A 20137-nucleotide genomic window follows, 5' to 3' on the forward strand; every position below is an offset into this window, starting at 1 on the left:
CAGTACGTGAAACAACCATGCTCCTGAAAATTTCAGGTTGTCAAATAACGGGGTACCCTCGATGGCATGGCTTCCACCACACCGACGCCCGAAATGACGGGCACCCGCCCGGATCAGCTGACTCTCGACGTCGTCGAGCTGATCGGGGAGGTCGTGGCGCGTTTCCACGAGGACTACGAGTCGGCGGCGGCGGAGCACGCCCTCACCGGCGCGCAGGCGCGGCTGCTCAGCCTGCTGTGTCTCGAGCCGCTGCCGATGCGGAGGCTGGCGCAGCAGCTGAAGTGCGAGCCGTCGAACGTCACGGGGATCGTGGACCGGCTGGAGGCGCGGGGGCTGGTCGAGCGGCAGCCGAACCCCGCCGACCGCCGGGTGAAGGTGGCGGCGGCGACGGCGGAGGGGCGCCGGGTGGCCCGGAGCCTGCGGGAGTCACTGCGGTTCGCCCGGGAGCCCCTGGCCGGGCTCTCCGAGCAGGAGCGGGTGGCGTTGCGGGACACGCTGCGGCGAATGCTGGGCTGAGGGGTCCTTTCACCCTGAGCGCCCGGACCTGAGCGGGCAAGTGACAGACCCCCTGAGGCCGGGGCGCCGCCGTCATGGGAGGGTGCGGCTCAGGGTCGCGTACGGCGGCGTGTTCGAGGAACATGGCCGACGCGCTCACGCCGGTGACCCCTCGGCGTAACCGGCCCGGCGGACGCTACGTGCACCACCAGAGGAACCGTTTGCACGGCTCGGAGGCGGACGGCTCCGGTTCCGGGGGCCGGGTGGTCGGATCCGAAGTCGGGGCGGGGCCCGGGCCCGAGGTCGGCGGGGCGGCCGTAGGAGCGGACGCCGGGCCGCTGGGGGCACCTCCGGCCGCCGACTCGGGGTCCTTCGACGGTTCGCCGCCCTTCGGGGACTTTGAGCTCTCGTCCTTCGGGGATGCCGAAGCGGACGGCGTGTCAGACGGCTTCGGTGAGGCGGAGCCTGTCGAGTCGTCGGTCCGGGCTCTCTTGCCGCCCGGAACGCTGCCCGGCTCCCCCGCCTCGGGTGAGGCGTCCCCGTCGGCCGACTCGCCACCGGCCGCGGCCGGTTTCGGTTTCGAGCCGGGGGCGTCCATGCCGAGTTCGGCGAGACTCAGGCCGCCGGCCGCCAGCACGAACCCGGCGGCCACGAACAGGGTGCGGCGGCGTCGGCGGCGGTGTGCCGCGGCCTTGCGGTCCCGTCGGCTCGACCCTCCCGGACCGTCGGGGGCCGGGCCGCGCCCGCGTCCGCGCCGTCGCGCCGCGCGCCCCGCACGCTCGCCGTCGTCATCGCCGTACGTGTCGCTGTCGTCATCGCCGTACGTGTCGCCGTCGTCATCGCTGTACGTGTCGCCGTACGTGTCGCTGTCGTCATCGCCGTACGCGCCGCCGTACGCGCCGCCGTCGTCATCGCCGTACGCGCCGCCGTACGCGCCGCCGTCGTCATCGCCGTACGCGCCGCCGTACGTGTCGTCGTGTCCGTCGTCGGGGGCGTGCGACTCGTGCGATCCCCGCGATCCCTCCGGCAGGTCGCCGACGTGCCCCGACGCGGTGGCGTCGTATCCGCCGTACACGGGGTCGCGCCGACGCAGTGTGTCGGCCGAGGTGCCGCACCCGGGGCAGGCGAGGGCGCCGTTGAGGTGCCGTCGGCACGGGTCGCAGTAGTCCATGACGCGGGAAGATTAAGTTCCGCGCCGGTCAGGTTCCTAGAGCCGGCTGTGAAGGTTCTGTAGGGACACGCTCGCTCCCGGGTTTCGAAACTGTCGAAACCGTTATGCGCGCGACCCATTGACACCCCCACCGCTCGATCCTTACTGTCACGCCAGCATTTCGAACGTGTGACGAAATCTCGAACAAGCCGAGCTGCCGGAACGCGAACGGGACGCTGACGGAACAAACTGACAGAACGAGCCGACGAAGCTGCGAGGGACAACCGCCGTGCGCATCACCGGAATCAGCACACACGTGGTCGGGACGCCGTGGCGCAACCTGACCTACGTCCAGGTGCACACCGACGAGGGGATCACCGGAGTCGGCGAGACCCGGATGCTGGGACACACCGACGCCCTTCTCGGCTACCTGAGGGAGGCCGAGGCCAATCACATCCTCGGCTCCGACCCCTTCGCCGTCGAGGACCTCGTCAAGCGCATGAAGTACGGCGACTACGGCCGTGCGGGCGAGATCGTCATGTCCGGCATCGCCGTGATCGAGATGGCCTGCTGGGACATCAAGGGCAAGGCCCTCGGCGTCCCCGTCTGGCAGCTGCTGGGCGGCAAGGTCACCGACAAGGTCAAGGCGTACGCCAACGGCTGGTACACCACCGAGCGCACCCCGGAGGCCTACCACAAGGCCGCCCAGGGCGTGATGGAGCGCGGCTACCGGGCGCTGAAGATCGACCCCTTCGGCACCGGCCACTTCGAGCTGGACCACCAGCAGACCCTGTACGCGGTCTCCCTGATCGAGGCCGTCCGCGACGCCATCGGCCCCGAGGCCGAGCTGATGCTGGAGATGCACGGCCGCTTCTCCCCCGCCACCGCCGTGCGCCTGGCCAAGGAGCTGGCGCCGTTCAAGCCGGCGTGGCTGGAGGAGCCGGTCCCGCCGGAGAACCTCAAGGCGCTGGAGAAGGTCGCCGCCAAGGTCGACATGCCGGTCGCCACCGGTGAGCGCATCCACGACCGGATCGAGTTCCGGGAGCTGTTCGAGAGCCAGGCCGTCGACGTCATCCAGCCGGACGTCGGCCACATCGGCGGAATCTGGGAGACCCGGAAGCTCGCGGCGACCGCCGAGACGCACTACATGCTGGTCGCTCCGCACAACGTGGGCGGTTCGGTGCTGACCGCCGCGTCCCTCCAGGTCGGCTTCACCTCCCCGAACTTCAAGATCCTTGAGCACTTCAACGACTTCGCCGACGCGGAGATCAAGAAGGTGGTCAAGGGCGCTCCGCAGGTGAACCCGGAGGACGGCTGCTTCCACCTCTCCGACGCCCCGGGCCTGGGTGTGGAGCTGGACGTCGACGCCGCTGCCGAGTTCCCGCAGCAGCAGGCCCGGTTCGACCTCTGGGCGGAGGGCTGGGAACAGCGCAAGCCGAAGGGCTCCCAGTGAGCACCGCGGTCGTCGTCGACGCCCCGGGCGAGCACCGCCTCGTCCCGCACGAGCCCCGGCGGCCGGAGGCCGGCGAGGCCCTGGTCCGGGTGCACGCCGCCGGAATCTGCGGCAGCGACCGCGAGGTCTACCAGGGCAATCGTCCCGAGGGCTATGTGCGCTACCCGCTGACCCCGGGCCACGAGTGGTCCGGGACGGTGGAGGCCGTGGGCGCCGGTGTCCCGGCCTCGCTCGTGGGCCGCAAGGTCGTCGGCGAGGGCTTTCGAAACTGTCAGGTCTGCGACCGCTGCCACGCGGGCGACACGACCCTGTGCAGTGCCGGGTACGAGGAGACCGGGTTCACCCAGCCCGGCGCGATGGCGGCCACGCTGACCCTCCCGGCCCGCCTCCTGCACGCCCTCCCGGACGACTGCGACCTCACGGCCGCGGCCCTCCTGGAACCCGCCGCCTGTATCGCGGCCGCCGCGCTGAAGGGCAACGCGCAGCCCGGTGAGCGCGTCGCCGTGGTCGGCACCGGCACCCTCGGCATGTTCGCCGTGCAGTTCCTGAAGGCCAACTCGCCGGCCGAGCTGCTGGTGGTCGGCACCCGCCGGGACCGTGAGACGCTGTCGCGTCAGTACGGCGCGACGGACTTCCGGACCAAGGACCAGGAACTCCCGGACGACATCGACGTGGTGATCGAGACGGCCGGGTCCGCCGACGCCGCCCGGATCTCCGCCGGTCTGCTCAGGCGCGGCGGGCGGCTGGTCCTGACCGGCATCCCGGCGCCGGGCGCCGAGGGCCTCGACCCGACCGACCTCGTCGTGAAGCAGCTGGAGGTGCACACCGTCTTCGGTGCGCCGCCGGACGCCTGGGCGCACACGGTGCGGGTGTTCGCCGCCGGTCTGCTCGATCCGCTGCCGCTGGTGACGCACGAGCTGCCGCTCACCGAGTTCTCGCAGGCCATCGAGCTGGTCGGGGCCGGCGATCCGAAGGTGGGCAAGGTCCTGCTCCGCCCCTAGACGTACGCCGGTACGGGAGCAACCTGACGGCTCCCGTACCGGCGTACCCCAGCCTTGCCCTACCCAGAGCCGCGAACTTCGTCCGAAATATCGAACCGAAGGACATTCCTGTGACCGACGCTTCCGCCCCGGCCGCCCGCAGGCCCGGTGAGCCGGCGCTCACCGCGCTGGGTCTGAGCGCACCCGCCCCCGACCCCGCCGACACCTCCGCGCACTCCTTCCCCGGCGGCGGCCGCTGGCGCACCGAGATCCCCTCCTGCGAGGGCCCCGAGGCACTGGCGGTGGTCCTGAAGGAGGCCTCGCGACTGGACGTGCCGATCCACCGCATCAGCCAGGGCAGCGGCGTGTGGATGCTGACCGACTCGGAGATCACCGAGATGGTCGAGTCGACCGGTGAACGCGACATCGAGCTCTGCCTGTTCACCGGCCCGCGCGGCACCTGGGACATCGGCGGGTCCACGCGCACCGACTCGCGGGGGGCCGGACTGCGCGCCCGCGGCCACGACGCCGTCGCCGGTTGTGTCGAAGACGCCGTCCGGGCAACCGAGTTGGGCGTCAAGTGCCTGCTCGTCGCCGACGAGGGCGTGCTGTGGACGCTGCACCGGGCACGGGCCGCGGGGATCATCCCGGCCGACACGACGCTCAAGGTCTCCGCGCTCATCGGACCGGTCAACCCGGCCGCGTACGCGGTCTACGAGCGCCTCGGCGCGGACTCGGTCAACGTACCCAGCGACCTGACGCTCGATCATCTCACGGAGATCCGGCGGGTGTCGGGCGCTCCGATGGACATGTACATCGAGGCCCCCGACGACCTCGGCGGCTACGTGCGGATGTACGAGGTCGCCGAACTCATCCGTCGCGGCGCTCCGTTGTACCTGAAGTTCGGCCTGTCCAAGGCGCCCGGGATCTACCCCTACGGGCACCACATGCGGGAGCTGACCCTGGCCACCGCCAAGGAGCGCGTGCGGCGCGGCCGGCTCGTCCTGGACCTCCTGGCCCGCCATGGAGCGGACGGGGACATGGCACCGCTCGGCTCGCGACTGCCGGGCGATCTCCAGCGTTTCGAAATCTCGTCATAACGTTCCGGAAACTCGCCTTACAAAAGACGACACAGCCGCGCACAATCCCACACATCTCCTCGGTCTTTCCGGCACGACCACCCGGAGCGACTTCGCGCCCTCCAGACCGAGCCCTGCACACAGATCAAGGATGATCATCATGCGTAACCGCAGAGCCGCTCTCGCCGCCATAGCCGGAGCCGCGTCCCTCGCCCTGACCCTGTCCGCCTGCGGCCAGAACAGCGAGGGTGGCGCCAAGGAGACCGAAGGGGACTCCAAGGGCGCCACCATCGGCATCGCGATGCCGACCAAGTCCTCCGAGCGCTGGATCGCCGACGGCAAGAACGTCGTCACGGAACTGGAGTCCAAGGGCTACAAGACCAAGCTGGTCTACGGCGAGGACGACCCGGACCAGCAGGTCTCACAGGTCGAGAACCTGATCACGCAGGGCGTCAAGGCGCTGATCATCGCCGCCATCGACAACAAGTCGATGAACAACGTGCTCCAGCAGGCCAAGGACGCGAACATCCCGGTCATCTCCTACGACCGCCTGATCCTCGGCACGCAGAACGTCGACTACTACGCGTCGTTCGACAACGAGAAGGTCGGCGAGCTCCAGGGCACCTACATCGTCGAGAAGCTCGGCCTGAAGGACGGCTCCAAGAAGGGCCCCTTCAACATCGAGCTGTTCGCCGGCTCCAACGACGACAACAACACCCGCTACTTCTTCGGCGGCGCGATGAAGGTCCTGCAGCCTTACATCGACAAGAAGCAGCTCGTCGTCCGCTCCAAGCAGACCAAGCTCAACCAGGTCACCACCCTGCGCTGGGACGGCGGCACCGCCCAGAAGCGCATGGACGACATCCTGACCTCGGCCTACAAGAGCGAGCGCGTCGACGCGGTCCTCTCCCCGTACGACGGCATCTCCATCGGCATCCTGTCGGCGCTGAAGTCGGACGACTACGGCTCCAAGGCCAAGCCGCTGCCGGTCGTGACGGGCCAGGACGCCGAGGTCGCCTCGGTGAAGTCGATCATCGCCGACCAGCAGTCGATGACTGTCTACAAGGACCTCCGAAAGCTCGCCAAGGTGTCCTCGAACATGGTCGACGCGCTGCTGACGGACAAGAAGCCCGAGGTCAACGACACCAAGACCTACGACAACGGCACGAAGGTCGTCCCGGCCTACCTGCTGGAGCCGGTCGCCGTCGACAAGAGCAACTACCAGAAGGAGCTCGTCGACTCCGGCTACCTCAAGGAGAGCGACCTCAAGTAGTCCCCGCCATCGACCGACGTTCCACCACTGATTGGAAGGCACGACCATGGCGGGACCCGTCCTGGAAATGCGCTCGATCGTCAAGACCTTTCCCGGCGTCAAGGCGCTGTCGGACGTCACACTGACCGTCCGCCAGGGCGAGGTCCACGCCATCTGCGGGGAGAACGGCGCCGGCAAGTCGACCTTGATGAAGGTCCTCTCCGGCGTCCACCCGCACGGCACGTACGAGGGCGACATCCTCTTCGAGGGAGAGGTCTGCCAGTTCAAGGACATCCGGGCCAGCGAAGAACGCGGCATCGTGATCATCCACCAGGAACTGGCCCTGGTGCCCTACCTCTCCCTCGCCGAGAACATCTTCCTCGGCAACGAGCACGCCACCCGCGGGATCATCAGCTGGACCGAGACCCTGCGGCACGCCACCGAACTGCTGCGCCGGGTGGGTCTCGCCGACCACCCCGACACCCGCGTCGCCGACATCGGCGTGGGCAAGCAGCAGCTCGTGGAGATCGCCAAGGCCCTGTCGAAGAAGGTGAAGCTGCTCATCCTGGATGAGCCGACCGCCGCCCTGAACGACGAGGACAGCGGCAAACTCCTGGACCTGATACTGGAGTTGAAGAAGCAGGGCATCACCTCGATCATCATCTCCCACAAGCTCAACGAGATCCGCAAGGTCGCCGACTCGGTGACGATCCTCCGTGACGGCCAGACCATCGAGACCCTCGACGTGAAGGCCGCGGAGACCACCGAGGACCGGATCATCAGCGGGATGGTCGGCCGCGACCTGGAGAACCGCTTCCCGGAGCGGTCGCCGCACGAGCCCGAGGAGGGCGCGGCGCCGGCCCTGGAGATCCGTGGCTGGACCGTGCACCATCCGATCGACCAGCAGCGCAAGGTGTGCGACGACGTCTCGCTCCACGTGCGGCGCGGGGAGATCGTCGGCATCGCGGGCCTGATGGGCGCCGGCCGCACCGAACTCGCGATGAGCGTCTTCGGGCGGACCTACGGCCGGTACGCGGACGGCATGGTCCTCAAGGACGGCAAGGAGATCCGCACGAAGACCGTCCCGGAGGCGGTCAAGCACGGCATCGCCTACGTGACCGAGGACCGCAAGCACTACGGCCTCAACCTCATCGACACCATCAACCGGAACATCTCGTTGAGCGCCCTGGGCAAGGTCGCGAGGCGCGGTGTGGTCGACGAGCACGAGGAGCGGCAGGTCGCCGAGGGCTTCCGCAAGTCCATGAACATCAAGGCGCCGACGGTGTTCGAGCCGGTGGGCAAGCTGTCCGGCGGCAACCAGCAGAAGGTCGTCCTCAGCAAGTGGATCTTCTCGGGTCCGGACGTGCTGATCCTGGACGAGCCGACGCGCGGTATCGACGTCGGTGCCAAGTACGAGATCTACACGGTCATCGACCAGCTGGCGGCCCAGGGCAAGGCGGTCGTCTTCATCTCCTCCGAGCTGCCCGAGCTGCTCGGCATGTGCGACCGCATCTACACGATGGCCGCGGGACGGCTGACGGGTGAGTTCTCGCGGGCCGAGGCCTCCCAGGAATCGCTGATGCGTCAGATGACGAAGGACAAAGAGGTAACCCGATGAGCACGGACGTGACCGCCAAGAGCCCGGCCCCCGCGCCGCCGGGCAAGAGCGGCGGGGCCGGGGGCGACGGCCTGCTGCAGCTGGTGATGGACGGCATGCGCCGCAACATGCGGCAGTACGGCATGCTGATCGCCCTGGGCCTGATCGTGGTCCTGTTCGCCGTCTGGACCGACGGCGACCTGCTGCTGCCGCGCAACGTCTCCAACCTGGTGCTGCAGAACAGCTACATCCTGATCCTCGCGATCGGCATGATGCTGGTCATCATCGCCGGTCACATCGACCTGTCGGTCGGATCGCTGACGGCGTTCGTCGGGTCGATGGCCGCGGTGTTCATGGTCAAACAGGACCTGCCCTGGCCCCTCGCGGTGGTGCTGTGCCTGGCCGTGGGCGCGGTCGCGGGCGCCGTACAGGGGTTCTTCATCGCATACGGCGGCATACCGTCGTTCATCGTGACCCTGGCGGGCATGCTGATCTTCCGCGGTCTGACGGAGATCTTCCTGGAGGGCCAGACCCTCGGCCCGTTCCCCGACGGGCTGCAGAAGGTCGCCAACGGGTTCCTGCCCGAGGTCGGCCCCAACACGAACTACCACAACCTCACCCTGCTGCTCGGCTTCGCGATGATCGCCTTCGTGATCTTCCAGGAGGTCCGGGACCGCAAGCGGCAGCAGGAGTTCAACCTGGACGTCCCGCCCGCCAAGCTGTTCCTGCTGAAGCTGGTCGCGATCGGCGCCGCGGTGCTGACGCTCACCATGCTGCTGGCCAGCTACAAGGGCGCCCCGATCGTGCTGCTCATCCTGGGCGTGCTGCTCGTCGGCTTCGGCTACGTCATGCGCAACGCGATCATCGGCCGCCACATCTACGCGATCGGCGGCAACCTCCCGGCGGCCAAGCTGTCGGGTGTGAAGGACAAGAAGGTCACCTTCCTGGTCTTCCTGAACATGGGCATGCTCGCGGCCCTGGCGGGTCTGGTCTTCGCCGCCCGCTTCAACGCGGCCTCTCCCAAGGCCGGCCTCAACTTCGAGCTGGAGGCGATCGCGGCCTCGTTCATCGGCGGTGCGTCGATGAGCGGCGGTGTCGGCACCGTCCTCGGCGCGATCATCGGCGGCCTGGTCCTGGGCGTGCTGAACAACGGTATGAACCTCGTCGGCATCGGCACCGACTGGCAGCAGGTCATCAAGGGCATGGTGCTGCTGGCGGCGGTCGGGTTCGACGTGTGGAACAAGCGCAAGGTCGGTTCGTAAGTCAGATCGGGGCCCCGCCGGCAGGCGGGGCCCTCTCCTTCATACGGGAGCCGCACGCATGGAACTGAACAGACGCACGGTCATCGCCGGAGCAGCGGCGGCGGGCATAGCCGCCACCACGCTCGGCGGCACGGCGCACGCCACGGGAGGCAGGAAGCCGGTGAAGACGCTCTTCGGCAAGCTGGCCGACGGCACGAAGGTCTACAGCTGGTCGCTGGAGAACGGCGGTACCCGCCTGAAGGTCCTCTCCTGGGGCGGTGTCGTCCAGTCCCTGGAGATCCCCGACCGTCGCGGCCGCTACGCCAACGTCTCCGCGGGCTTCGACAACCTCGAGGACTACGTCGCGAAGACCCCCTACTTCGGCGCCCTGATCGGCCGGTACGGCAACCGCATCGGCAAGGGCAAGTTCACCCTCGACGGCAAGAACTACCAGCTGTCCGTCAACGACGGCGAGCAGAGCCTGCACGGCGGCGCCCAGGGCTTCGACAAGCGCGTGTGGGACGTCGAGCCGTTCGTGAAGGGCTCCGACGTCGGCCTGCACCTGTACTACACGTCCGTCGACGGCGAGATGGGCTACCCGGGCACGCTCAAGACGAAGGTGACGTACACGCTCACCCGGCACGGCGACTGGCGCATCGACTACGAGGCCACCACGGACAAGGCCACCGTCGTCAACCTCACCAGCCACGTCTACTTCAACCTGGCCGGCGAGGGCAGCGGCACGATCGAGGACCACGAGCTCCAGATCGCGGCCTCCCGCTACACGCCCACCGACGCGGGCCTGATCCCCACGGGCGAGCTGGCCAAGGTCGCGGGCACGCCGTTCGACTTCCGCAAGGCCAAGCCGATCGGCCGGGACATCCGCGTCTCGCACCCGCAGCTGGTGACCGCCAAGGGCTTCGACCACAACTGGGTCCTCGACAAGGGCATCACCGCCAGGCCGGAGCACGTCGCGACCCTGCGCGACCCGGCTTCCGGCCGCAGCATGAAGATCGCCACGAACGAGCCGGGCCTGCAGTTCTACTCCGGCAACTTCCTCGACGGCACGCTGACCGGCCCGTCCGGCCGCACCTACCGGCAGGGCGACGCGCTGTGCCTGGAGACGCAGCACTTCCCGGACTCGCCGAACAAGCCGAAGTTCCCCTCGACGGTGCTGCGACCGGGGCAGACGTACCGGACGACCACGATCCACACGTTCGGCTGCTGAGGCCACTGACAGGCCTTCACAGGATGGGCACATGTTCCGACCGTTCTCCCGACGGTTGAACGGTGTCCCTGTGGCCTCCGTATCAAAGGGCGGCCCGCGCTCCCCCGCGCGGGCCGCCCTTAAACGTCGGGTCCGTCCGTCCCCAACGGACCCGCCCCATACGGAGGTTCCATGGCCGACAACGTCACGTCGCTGTTCCGCAGTACCGCGGCCCACAGCCCGTCGATGGCGGCTCTGACACGTGAGGGCGGCGAGGGAGCCGGCCCCGTGGACTTCTGTATCCCCTGCAACCCGTACTTCCCGACCCCGGCCATGTTCGAGGACATGGCGGGCCGGCTGCGCGACATCATCACGTACTACCCGAGCAGCGCCGACACCATCACGGCCGAGCTGTGCAGCCTGCTCCAGCTGCCGCCGCAGTGCGTGGCCATGGGCAACGGCTCGACCGAGCTCATCACCTGGATCGACCACCTGCTGGTGCGCGAGTCCCTCGCCGTGCCCGTCCCCACCTTCGGCCGCTGGACCGACCAGCCCATGGAGACCGGCAAGCGGGTCGACATGTTCCCGCTCCAGGAGTCCAGCGGCTTCGCCCTCGACCTCGCCCAGTACGCCGAGTTCATCCGGGCCCGCGGCACCCGCGTCGCGGTGATCTGCAACCCGAACAACCCCGACGGCGGCTTCCTGCACAAGCACGCGATCGTGCAGTTCATGGACGCCATGGCCGACCTCGACCTGGTCGTCATCGACGAGTCGTTCCTGGAGTTCGCGGACGCCGAGGCCGAACCGTCCGTCGTCCAGGAGGCGATGCTGCGGCCCAACGTGGTCGTGCTGCGCAGCCTCGGCAAGAACTTCGGCCTGCACGGCATCCGCTTCGGCTACCTCGTCGCCAACCCGGCGCTCGCGGGCCGGATCCGCTCGATGCTGCCGAAGTGGAACCTCAACTCCTTCGCCGAGCACGTCGTCTTCATGCTCAAGGAGCACGGCGCCGAGTACATGCAGAGCCTCCAGCAGGTGCGCCGCGACCGCCTCGACATGGCCGGCCAGCTGTCCTCCCTGCCCGGGCTGACGGTCTACCCGTCGCAGGGCAATTTCCTCTTCGTGCGCCTCCCCGTGGGCGCCGAGGGCACGGTGGTCCGGGACCGGATGCTCACCGAGCACCGGATCCTGGTCCGCGAGTGCGGCAACAAGATCGGTTCGTCCAGTCGCTTCCTGCGTCTCGTGGTGCGCCCCCAGGTGGACGTGCGTCGCCTGGTGTCCGGCCTGGAACAGGTGCTCTACGGGACGTCCAGGAGGGGAGCCGCCGTACCCGAGCTGGGCAATGGGACCAGCTACAGCTCGGGTACGGCGGCCGTGGACCGGCTGGTGAGCGAGACGAACGGGTCGGGCGTGCGGGGGCTCGCGGCGCAGGCGATGGGCACGGCCCCGGCAGCGGCGCCGGCCGCCGCGGCGGGGGCCGGGGGGCCGGGGCTCGTCGCGGCTCCGGCTGCCGCGAGCACCGGGACGGGCGGCCAGGGGTTCTCCCCCGCGCCGGCGCCCGCACCCGCTGCCGCGAGTACCGGTGTCGGCGGTGGGCCGGGACTGGCCCCCGCCCCGGCTCCCACTCCGGCCACCGGCATCGGCATGCCGCTCCCCGCCGCCGCGTCCGCCGTACCGGCGGGTGCGGGCGGCGGGATGCCGATGCCGGCTGCGGCGCAGATGCCGCAGCCGCAGATACCGCAGCCGCAGTTCACCCAGCCGGGGGCGCAGCCCGCTCCCCAGCCGATGGCCGCCCCGGCACCGCCCCTGGCGCCCGCCGCCCAGGTCCCGCCGCCGGTCCCTGCTCCGGCGCCGGTCCCGGCCGCCGCGCCCGCGCCGACACCGATGGCCGCCCCGTTCACCGGGCCCACGCCGCCCGGTGTCCCGGCCCGTGGCGGCCTGACGGCCGCGCAGGTGCGGGGTACGAACGGGCTGACACCGGCGCCGGCCACGGGGTGGCCCGCCGCGCAGAACTGGCCCAACGCGGCGGGGATGGGGCAGGCGGGGTAGCGCCCTCTCGCCGTAGGTGGTTCGTGCAACTGTGCGGGTGCCGGTCCTTCGTGGTTGTCCGCGCAGTTCCCCGCGCCCCCAGGGCGTCAGACCGCTGTCAGTTTCCACTGCTGGCAGTGGTTGCCGAGCCACGTCCACTGGCGTACGTCGGCACCGTCCGCCGTTGAGCAACCAGCGACGTCCGCCACCTTCCCCGTCGCCTGGTTGGCGATGCGGACGTAGCCGCTGTCCCTGGCCACGAAACGGAACCGCTGGCAGGTGTTGTTCAGCCAGGACCACTGGCGCAGGTCGGCACCGTCGGCGGCCGAGCAGTCGGCGGTGTCGAGGACCTTGCCGGTGGCGACGTTCACCAGGCGGTGGGTGTCGTCGCCGAGGTCCTCCAGGCGCCAGCGCTGGTTGGCGTTGCCGTTGCAGGTGTACTGCTGGACATTGGCTCCCTCTGCCCCCGAACCACCCGCCACGTCCAGGCACTTGCCGCTGTTGCGGTTCGTGACGGTGTAGGCCGTCGAGGCGGAGGCCGGTTCGCCGGAGGGCCCGGGGAGCGAGGCGCCCAGCCGCACCGGGGTACCGAGGTTCGGCGTGCCGTCGGAGTTCCAGGTGAACTTCTGCGCCCGGGTCGTGCGGCCGTTGTCGCAGCCTTCGGAGGCGGAATCGTTGGCGTGGTAGACGATCCAGTTCTCGCGGCCGTCGGGCGAGGTGAAGAATCCGTTGTGGCCGGGGCCGTACACCCCGTTCGCGTCACTGCGCTGGAAGACGGGCGTCGACTTCTTGGTCCAGGAGGAGGCGGACAGCGGGTCGGAGCCGGTCAGCTCCAGTTGCCCGAGTTTGTAGTCGGGCGTCCAGCAGCCGCTCGCCGAGTAGATCAGGAAGGTCCGGCCGTTTCGCTGAAGCACCTCCGCGCCCTCGTTGACCGTGCCGCCCTGCCGCTCCCAGGAGTGGGTCGGCGTCGAGATCGTCGAGTAGGAGCCGCTGACGGTGTACGGGTTGGACATCGGGGCGATGACGAGGTTCTGCGTGCCGCCGGTGATCGCGCTGCCCAGCATGTACAGCCGGCCGCCCACGTTCAGCACGCTCGGGTCGAGCATCCAGGCGTTGCTGAGCTGCCCCTTGTAGGTGTACGGCCCCATGGGGTCGGACCCGGCGCTCTCCAGCACGTGGCTGCGCTGGGTGGGGTTGTAGTCGGACACGTTCTGCCCGGCGACGTAGTACAGGTACCAGCGGCCGTCGAGGAAGTGCAGCTCCGGCGCCCAGATGTTGCAGCAGCGGGAGGCGGCGTCGCCCTTCCACACCTGGACGCTGGGCGCGGTGGAGAGCCCGGCGAGGGTGGCGGATCTGCGGATGGTGATGACGTCGGTCCAACTGGTCGTCACCAGGTGGTAGTTGCCGTCGTGGTACGAGATCCAGGGGTCGGCGCCCTTGACGGACTTGACCGGGTTGGAGAAGGAGGCGGCACTCGCGGAGGGCCGGCCGATGCTCAGCGCGAGCAGCAGGGCCGCCAGCAGGGTCAGTAGGCGACGGGCCATCCGCTGCTCCAGTTCAGGAGGTTGATGCCGAGCTTGGGCGTGCCGCCGGCGTTGCCGTCGTAGTAGTGGTAGACGATCAGGTCGCCGTCGGAGTCCTTCAGGATCGACTGGCCGCCGGGGCCGATGACACTGCCGTGCGACTCCAGGACGGGCGTACCGCCGTTGTTCATGAGGTCGACGCCGTTCTTGTCGCGGTACGGCCCGGTGATGCTGGAGGCCCGCCCGACCTTGACCTTGTATGTCGAGCTCGTCCCGTTGCAGCAGGTGTCGTACGAGGCGAAGAGGTAGTAGTAGCCGCCTCGCTTGACGATGAAAGGCGCCTCGACGGCCTTGGTCCCGGTGGGGCGGGAGGCGAGCGAGTACCGCGCGGTGTTGGAGCTGAGCTGCTTCCCGGTGGACGGGTTGATCTGGATCATCTTGATCCCGGTCCACCAACTGCCGAACGACAGCCACCACTTGCCGTCGTCGTTCACGAAGAGGTTGGGGTCGATGGCGTTGAAGTCGCTGCCGGAGTTCGAGGTGTAGACGGTGCCCTGGTCGGTCCAGCTGCCCGGCCGGCCGGTGCTGGAGGTGGCGAGGCCGATGGCGGAGGTGTTCGAGCCGAACTTCGAGACCGAGTAGTACATCAGGTACTTGCCACCGTGGTACGAGATGTCCGGCGCCCAGGCCTCCGGGACGGAGGAGTAGTTCCGCCACCAGCCCGGCCGGCTGGAGAAGGCGTCGGCTCCGTTCCTGAAGGCGGTGCGGTCACCGCTGGTCTTGTTGGCAATGCCGCCGCCGGTGGCGTAGAGCAGGTACTGGCCGGACGAGGTGCGGATCATCGACGGGTCGTGGGTGACGACGTCACCGGTGACCCGGCCCGGGTTGGGGTACGCGGACGCCGTACTCGGGATCAGTGCCAGGAGGGCGGCGGCGGGCAGGGCGACCAGGGCGCTTCGCCTGCGCAGGGTTCGGGGGCTGCGGGGACGGCGGCTCATGCGGGTCCTCTCTTGCGGTGGGGGTAAGAGCTGCTCGATATATCGGACAGCGATCGCAAGTTCGAACGGACCGTAGAATCGAACCCCTTGCGCGTCAATGGTCCGCGCAGCAACGGCTGCGCGGACCACCGACCGAGCGCAGCCGCATCGACGCCGTCCGGGGCGAAGCAGCCGATCGACAGCCGGTCGCCGCACGTCAGGTCGAAGAGGGCGGGCACGGGCGGCGAGCCGGAGTCGTCGGACAGTCTGCGGACGTTCGGGGCGGTGGTCCAGGGCTTGCGCGAGCACGCGGGGCTGAGCCGGGAGGAGTTCGGGGAGCTGGTGCGGTTCTCCAAGCACACAGTGGCTTCCGTGGAGTTGGGGAGGCGGATGCCGGATCCGGTTTTCGTGGAGCGGGCGGAGGAGGTGTTCGGGAGGACGGGGGCGTTGCAGAAGGCGGCGGGGTGCCTGGAGCGACAGCCGGGGTTGGCGGCTTGGTTTCGGCGGTGGGCGCGACTGGAGGCCATAGCGATCACTCTGTACACGTACGAATGCCGCATGATTCCCGGCCTGTTGCAGACAGAGGCGTATGCGCGAGCACTCTTCGCCAATCAGCTGCCGCCGCTGGACGACGGCCAGATCGAGGAACGGTGGGGCGCTCGGGCTGAGCGGCAGAGGCTGCTGAGGGAGCGACCGAACACCGCGTTCAGCTTCATCCTGGAGGAGCACCTGTTTCTGCGATGCCTGGGTGGGAGTGGAGTCACCCGTGAGCTCATCGATCACCTGCGGGAGATTGCGGAGCTGCGGAACGTAGAAGTCCAGATCATGCCGACGATGCAAGGCGCACACGCGGGGTTGGCGGGTCCCATGCAGCTGCTGGAAACACCCGAGAACCGTTGGCTCGCCTACAACGAAGGCCAGCGCGGAGGTCAGTTCATCTCCGACCCGAAAGAGATCAGCGTGCTTCACCGACGGTATGCCAGGATGCGTTCGCAGGCTCTCTCCCTCGAAGACTCCTTGAGGCTGTTGCAGCGGATGCGAGGAAACCTATGACCACCGTCGAACTGGCCTGGTTCAAGTCCAGCTACAGCAGCAGTGGCGACGGCGACTGCGTCGAGATGGCCACCTGCCCCGAAGCCATCCACATCCGCGACTCCAAGAACCAGCAGGGCCCCCAGCTCACCCTCTCCCCCGGCACTTGGGCGGCCTTCCTCACCCACGCCGCCAAGTGACAACGGTCGGGGCCGCCCGCTTCTTTGCAGTGTCGCGCTTTTGCGGCCCGCATCAGCGCGCTTCGCCTCGCCTTCGGCGATCGGCCTGCGGCCGACCCGGTTTGCTGGACCGGCAACGGGATTCGCGCACGGTGTGCTGTCCGCTGAATCATCACTGATGGTGCCCTCGGCCGAGCGCGACAGCAGTGGGGCCGGTCCGTTCACCGGCACCGGCACCGGCACCCGGCCATCCGTACAGTGCCCAGGAGGATCCATGCCACAGACGACCGCCGACCTCACTCACCGTCTGGTGCCCTCACCTGCCGGCCGGATCCACCTGGTGGAGCAGGGCAGCGGGCCGCTGGTAGTACTCGTGCACGGATTCCCGGAGTCCTGGTACTCATGGCGTCACCAGCTGCCCGCACTGGCCGCGGCCGGCTACCGCGCGGTGGCCATCGACGTTCGCGGTTATGGCCGCTCCTCCCGGCCCGAGGCGGTGGACGCCTACCGGATGCTCGACCTGGTGGAGGACAACGCCGCGGTGGTGTACGCCCTGGGCGAGCAGACCGCGGTGATCGTCGGGCACGACTGGGGAGCGACCATAGCCGCGAACTCCGCGCTGGTCCGGCCCGATGTCTTCCGCGCGGTCGGGCTGCTCAGTGTGCCTTACCTCCCGCCCGGCGGACCGAGGCCCAGTGAGGCTTTCGCGCAGATGGGCGGAGAAGAGGAGTTCTACGTCTCCTACTTTCAGCAGCCGGGACGCGCCGAGGCGGAGATCGAGCCCGACGTACGCGGCTGGCTGGCGGGCTTTTACCGCGCCCTGTCCGCCGACACCATGCCCGCGCCGGGTGCGCCGGATCCCCACTTCGTCAGCCGCGGCGGGAGACTGCGTGACCGGTTCCCGGCCGGCAGGCTGCCGTCCTGGCTGGGCGAGCACGACCTCGACGTCTACGCCGGGGAGTTCGAACGGACCGGCATGACGGGGGCGCTGGCTCGCTATCGGAACATGGACCGGGACTGGGAGGACCTGGCCGGTCACCACGGCGCCCCCATCGCTCAGCCGTCGCTGTTCGTGGGCGGAGCCCTGGATGCCTCCACCACCTGGCTGGCCGACGCGATCAAGGCATACCCCACCACTCTGCCCGGCCTGGTCGCTTCGCACATCCTCGACGGCTGCGGTCACTGGATCCAGCAGGAACGCCCCGAGGAGATCAACCGGCTCCTGACCGACTGGATCACCTCCCTGCCCGCCTGACGCATGCACGCCGACCCTGGGCGTGGAACAGGGCTGACGCCGGGCACACCCGGCGCGTACCGCGGGGCCGCTCACACACCGAGCGGCCCCCTCCCTCACCGGCGTCCGCCGAACTCCCAGTCGTGCACCTCGACAGCCGCATACCTCTCCCGTGTCAGCACGGCGCGCGCCGCCTCCGCGTCCGGCGCCCGCACCAGCGCCGCCGTGCCTAGCCACACGGCACCGTCGTCGGACAGCAGCGGCCCGTACGCGATCAGTTCGTCGCGGCCGGGCGGTACGTCGAGGTCGGCGGCCGGACCCGAGCCGAGACCCAGGACGAGGTGGCGGTCACCGCCTGTACGGCCGCCGGGGAAGTCCCACATGGTGCGGCCCAGCAGGTTGCGCCACCGCCGCAGCAGCACGTCCCGGTACACCCCGGCCTGGTAATTGGGCTCGTCGAAGGCGAACGCGCGGGCGGCTGCGGGGTCCGGCAGGTCGACGATGTGAACGCTGCCGCTCGGCGTCTCCCCATCGGCGGCGAAGGTCGGCCCACGGGCGATCAACTCCGCCTCGTACCGGTCCATGTAGGCCCAGTGCGCTTCCCCCAGCTCCTCGCGCAGCGGCAGGGAGCCGGGCCGGTCGCGGTGGTAGCAGAAGAACTCCATGCCGCAGACTACTCTTGACCGTCCACCGACACCGACGCCACACCCGGGGGACACACACCGTGCGCAGCGCCGCCGTAACGCCCGAGGGCGACCGAATCCGCTGGGTCGAACTGCCGGGGCAGGAGCCCGCGCGCGTCTACGTGCACGGGCTGGGCGCCACCTCGCCCGCCTACTTCACCGAAGTCGCGGTCGATCCGCGCCTGGCCGGACGCCGTTCGCTGCTGATCGACCTGCTGGGCCACGGCATCAGCGACCGCCCGGCGGACTTCGACTACACGCTGGAATCACACGCCGACGCGCTCGCCGACGCCCTGACGGCGGCGGGCGTCTCGGCCGCCGAAGTGATCGCCCACAGCATGGGCGGCTCGGTGGCGATCGTCCTGGCGGCCCGCCATCCCCGTCTGGTCTCCCGCCTGGTGCTCGTCGACGCCAACCTCGACCCCGTCCCGCGCGCGCCCGGCTCCTCGGGCAGCAGCGGCATCGCCGCGTACTCCGAGGAGGAGTTCGTGACGGGCGGCTGGGAGGAGGTCCGCGACCGGGTCGGCCCGCACTGGTGGTCCACGATGCGCCTGGCCGGCCGCGAGGCCCTGCACCGCAGCGCGTTCCACCTCACCCGCGGCACGACCCCCACGATGCGGGAGCTGTTGCTCGACCTGAGGATGCCGCGCGCCTTCCTGCTTCCCGAGTCCGACGGGCCGCTTCCCGGGGCCGACGCCCTCACCGAGGCCGGAGTGTCCGTCGTCGCGATCCCCGACTGCGGCCACAACATCATGCTGGACAACCGGGAAGCCTTCGTCGAGGCCACAGCGGCGGCGCTCGCGCCCGAGGACTGACCGGCTTCCAACCGAAGGACGAGGCTCCCCGCCATGCGGTACGTACGGTTCGTCAAAGGTGCCGTCAGCGTCACCGCCGCCACCGCCGTCTGCCACGCCCTCATGAGCGTCGGCTACGCCTGGGCCCGCGGCAAAGCGGCGACAGGCGAGGCGACGGTGTTCGCCGGCGCCTTCGAGTGGACGGTGACCACGGCCGGTTCCTGGGCTCTCATGCCGTTCCTGCTGGGGGCCGGGATGCGCGCCATGCGGGAGCACGGCAACACCACGCTGATGGTCGGCGGCGCACTGCTCTGGGCGCTGCTCTCGCTGTCCTTCGTCGACGAGATCGACCGCCCGGGCGGGTTCATGCCGCTGCACGCCCTCGCCGTCTACGTACTGGCCGGGGCGGGACTGGCCGGGGCGGGCCCGGCCGGGGCCGGTACGGGACGACGCCGCTGAGGGGCGGCCCGCCGGTCGGCGGGCCGCCCCTCACCCCGTCACGACTTCTTCGGGGGGCACTCCTTCCACGCCAGGTGGTACACCGTGCTGATGTCCCCGTCGGTGGAGTCCATCGTCATGAAGCTGACCTTGTTGGCCGACTGGGTGCCGGCGTTGACGCGGAGTTCGGTGTTGATGTTGAAGTTGCGCTGCACTCCGCAGGGCGCGTAGACCAGCTGGGCCCAGTCCGTCTCGTCGGTGGCCTGCCAGTTGTCGTTGTAGGGGCCGCTGAAGGGGTGGTTCTTGTACACCGTGCTGGGCGAGCCCTGGAAGTAGTACGAGGCCCGCTGGGAAGCGGTCGCGCCGGGCTGGAGGGCGGCGAAGCCCCGGTAGTCCGCGCTCGCGATGGCGTAGGTGAAGCCGCCGGGGACGTGGACGATCAGGCTGAGCTGGCAGTTCCTGCGGAACGCGGTCGGGTCGGAGTTCCCGCCGGCCTGGGCAAGGTAGTCGCTGTAGGTCACCGTGAACGCCGTGTTGTCCTCGGAGACGGCGACCGCTGCCGTGCCCTGCGGGCAGCCGGAGCCGTTCACCGTGGCGACCTTGATGACGATCTTGTCCGGGGGCGGGTCATCGAACCCGGAAGACGGGGCTTGCGCGGGAAGTGCGCTGGTGAGCAGCGCGGCGATCGCGCCACTCAGGAGCAGGCCACCGGCCATGGTTCTCCCATTCCGTTCGTGGGGGGTGGATCAGACGACGGGCATGATGTATCGACATGAGCATGTCAAAATGACAGCTCAT

At 69.4% G+C, this 20137-nt stretch carries 19 protein-coding genes; 14 read left to right on the top strand and 5 right to left on the bottom strand.

Annotated elements, in window-relative coordinates; all coding sequences use genetic code 11:
- Positions 1–66: 66 nt before the first annotated feature.
- Entirely contained in the window at positions 67–516 is a 450-nt protein-coding gene (locus tag ACZ7EG_RS01580; RefSeq protein WP_471070611.1) for a MarR family winged helix-turn-helix transcriptional regulator, read from the top strand.
- Positions 517–691: 175 nt separating this feature from the next.
- Here ACZ7EG_RS01580 and ACZ7EG_RS01585 read toward each other — a convergent pair whose 3' ends face one another.
- Entirely contained in the window at positions 692–1666 is a 975-nt protein-coding gene (locus ACZ7EG_RS01585; protein WP_471070613.1) for an SCO2400 family protein, read from the bottom strand.
- A gap of 268 nt (positions 1667–1934) precedes the next feature.
- Between ACZ7EG_RS01585 and ACZ7EG_RS01590 the strand changes: the two genes are divergently transcribed.
- The 8 genes from ACZ7EG_RS01590 (at position 1935) to ACZ7EG_RS01625 (ending at position 12500) form a co-directional block, all read left to right on the top strand.
- On the top strand, positions 1935–3098 hold the full coding sequence (locus ACZ7EG_RS01590) for a mandelate racemase/muconate lactonizing enzyme family protein (RefSeq protein WP_471070615.1): 1164 nt from the start codon (positions 1935–1937) through the stop codon (positions 3096–3098).
- A complete protein-coding gene (locus tag ACZ7EG_RS01595; RefSeq protein WP_471070618.1) occupies positions 3095–4099 on the top strand; it encodes a zinc-dependent alcohol dehydrogenase in 1005 nt (334 codons plus the stop codon). The genes ACZ7EG_RS01590 and ACZ7EG_RS01595 overlap by 4 nt, the downstream gene beginning before the upstream one ends.
- A gap of 110 nt (positions 4100–4209) precedes the next feature.
- On the top strand, positions 4210–5178 hold the full coding sequence (locus tag ACZ7EG_RS01600; protein ID WP_471070620.1) for a glycosyltransferase family protein: 969 nt from the start codon (positions 4210–4212) through the stop codon (positions 5176–5178).
- A gap of 139 nt (positions 5179–5317) precedes the next feature.
- A complete protein-coding gene (gene chvE, locus ACZ7EG_RS01605) occupies positions 5318–6430 on the top strand; it encodes a multiple monosaccharide ABC transporter substrate-binding protein (protein WP_471070622.1) in 1113 nt (370 codons plus the stop codon).
- A gap of 46 nt (positions 6431–6476) precedes the next feature.
- A complete protein-coding gene (gene mmsA, locus ACZ7EG_RS01610; protein WP_471070624.1) occupies positions 6477–8027 on the top strand; it encodes a multiple monosaccharide ABC transporter ATP-binding protein in 1551 nt (516 codons plus the stop codon).
- The gene (gene mmsB / locus ACZ7EG_RS01615) at positions 8024–9268 is read left to right on the top strand and encodes a multiple monosaccharide ABC transporter permease (protein ID WP_471070626.1); all 1245 of its coding nucleotides are present in this window, start codon (positions 8024–8026) and stop codon (positions 9266–9268) included. The genes mmsA and mmsB overlap by 4 nt, the downstream gene beginning before the upstream one ends.
- A 58-nt stretch (positions 9269–9326) precedes the next feature.
- A complete protein-coding gene (locus ACZ7EG_RS01620) occupies positions 9327–10475 on the top strand; it encodes an aldose epimerase family protein (RefSeq protein ID WP_471070628.1) in 1149 nt (382 codons plus the stop codon).
- Between the two features lie 171 nt (positions 10476–10646).
- On the top strand, positions 10647–12500 hold the full coding sequence (locus ACZ7EG_RS01625) for a pyridoxal phosphate-dependent aminotransferase (RefSeq protein ID WP_471070630.1): 1854 nt from the start codon (positions 10647–10649) through the stop codon (positions 12498–12500).
- Between the two features lie 86 nt (positions 12501–12586).
- Here ACZ7EG_RS01625 and ACZ7EG_RS01630 read toward each other — a convergent pair whose 3' ends face one another.
- Complete coding sequence (locus ACZ7EG_RS01630; RefSeq protein WP_471070632.1) at positions 12587–14023, bottom strand: family 43 glycosylhydrolase; 1437 nt, start codon at positions 14021–14023, stop codon at positions 12587–12589.
- The gene (locus ACZ7EG_RS01635) at positions 14005–15000 is read right to left on the bottom strand and encodes an arabinan endo-1,5-alpha-L-arabinosidase (protein ID WP_471070634.1); all 996 of its coding nucleotides are present in this window, start codon (positions 14998–15000) and stop codon (positions 14005–14007) included. The genes ACZ7EG_RS01630 and ACZ7EG_RS01635 overlap by 19 nt, the downstream gene beginning before the upstream one ends.
- Positions 15001–15174: 174 nt before the next feature.
- Here ACZ7EG_RS01635 and ACZ7EG_RS01640 point away from each other — a divergent pair, with 174 nt between their 5' ends.
- The 3 genes from ACZ7EG_RS01640 to ACZ7EG_RS01650 all read left to right on the top strand — a co-directional run bounded on the left by ACZ7EG_RS01640 (position 15175) and on the right by ACZ7EG_RS01650 (position 17445).
- Positions 15175–16032 (top strand): helix-turn-helix domain-containing protein, encoded by an 858-nt coding sequence (locus tag ACZ7EG_RS01640; RefSeq protein ID WP_471072426.1) that lies wholly within the window; start codon positions 15175–15177, stop codon positions 16030–16032.
- Positions 16029–16211, top strand: a complete 183-nt coding sequence (locus ACZ7EG_RS01645) for a DUF397 domain-containing protein (protein WP_471070636.1) — start codon at positions 16029–16031, stop codon at positions 16209–16211. Before ACZ7EG_RS01640 ends, ACZ7EG_RS01645 begins: the two co-directional genes overlap by 4 nt.
- 253 nt (positions 16212–16464) lie before the next feature.
- Entirely contained in the window at positions 16465–17445 is a 981-nt protein-coding gene (locus tag ACZ7EG_RS01650; RefSeq protein WP_471070638.1) for an alpha/beta hydrolase, read from the top strand.
- 95 nt (positions 17446–17540) lie between these two features.
- Here ACZ7EG_RS01650 and ACZ7EG_RS01655 read toward each other — a convergent pair whose 3' ends face one another.
- Positions 17541–18089: a YciI family protein gene (locus tag ACZ7EG_RS01655; RefSeq protein WP_471070641.1), complete on the bottom strand. Its 549-nt coding sequence runs from the start codon at positions 18087–18089 to the stop codon at positions 17541–17543.
- Positions 18090–18148: 59 nt separating this feature from the next.
- Between ACZ7EG_RS01655 and ACZ7EG_RS01660 the strand changes: the two genes are divergently transcribed.
- Positions 18149–18922 carry an alpha/beta fold hydrolase gene (locus tag ACZ7EG_RS01660; RefSeq protein WP_471070643.1) on the top strand — a complete coding sequence of 258 codons (774 nt, stop codon included), beginning with the start codon at positions 18149–18151 and terminating at the stop codon, positions 18920–18922.
- 33 nt (positions 18923–18955) lie between these two features.
- Positions 18956–19360: a hypothetical protein gene (locus ACZ7EG_RS01665; protein ID WP_471070645.1), complete on the top strand. Its 405-nt coding sequence runs from the start codon at positions 18956–18958 to the stop codon at positions 19358–19360.
- Positions 19361–19398: 38 nt separating this feature from the next.
- On the opposite strand, the gene ACZ7EG_RS01670 is transcribed toward ACZ7EG_RS01665, so the two are convergent.
- Positions 19399–20055 (bottom strand): DUF4360 domain-containing protein, encoded by a 657-nt coding sequence (locus ACZ7EG_RS01670; protein WP_471070647.1) that lies wholly within the window; start codon positions 20053–20055, stop codon positions 19399–19401.
- Positions 20056–20137: the final 82 nt, after the last annotated feature.

It is taken from the genome of Streptomyces sp. NPDC037100, assembly GCF_055606225.1.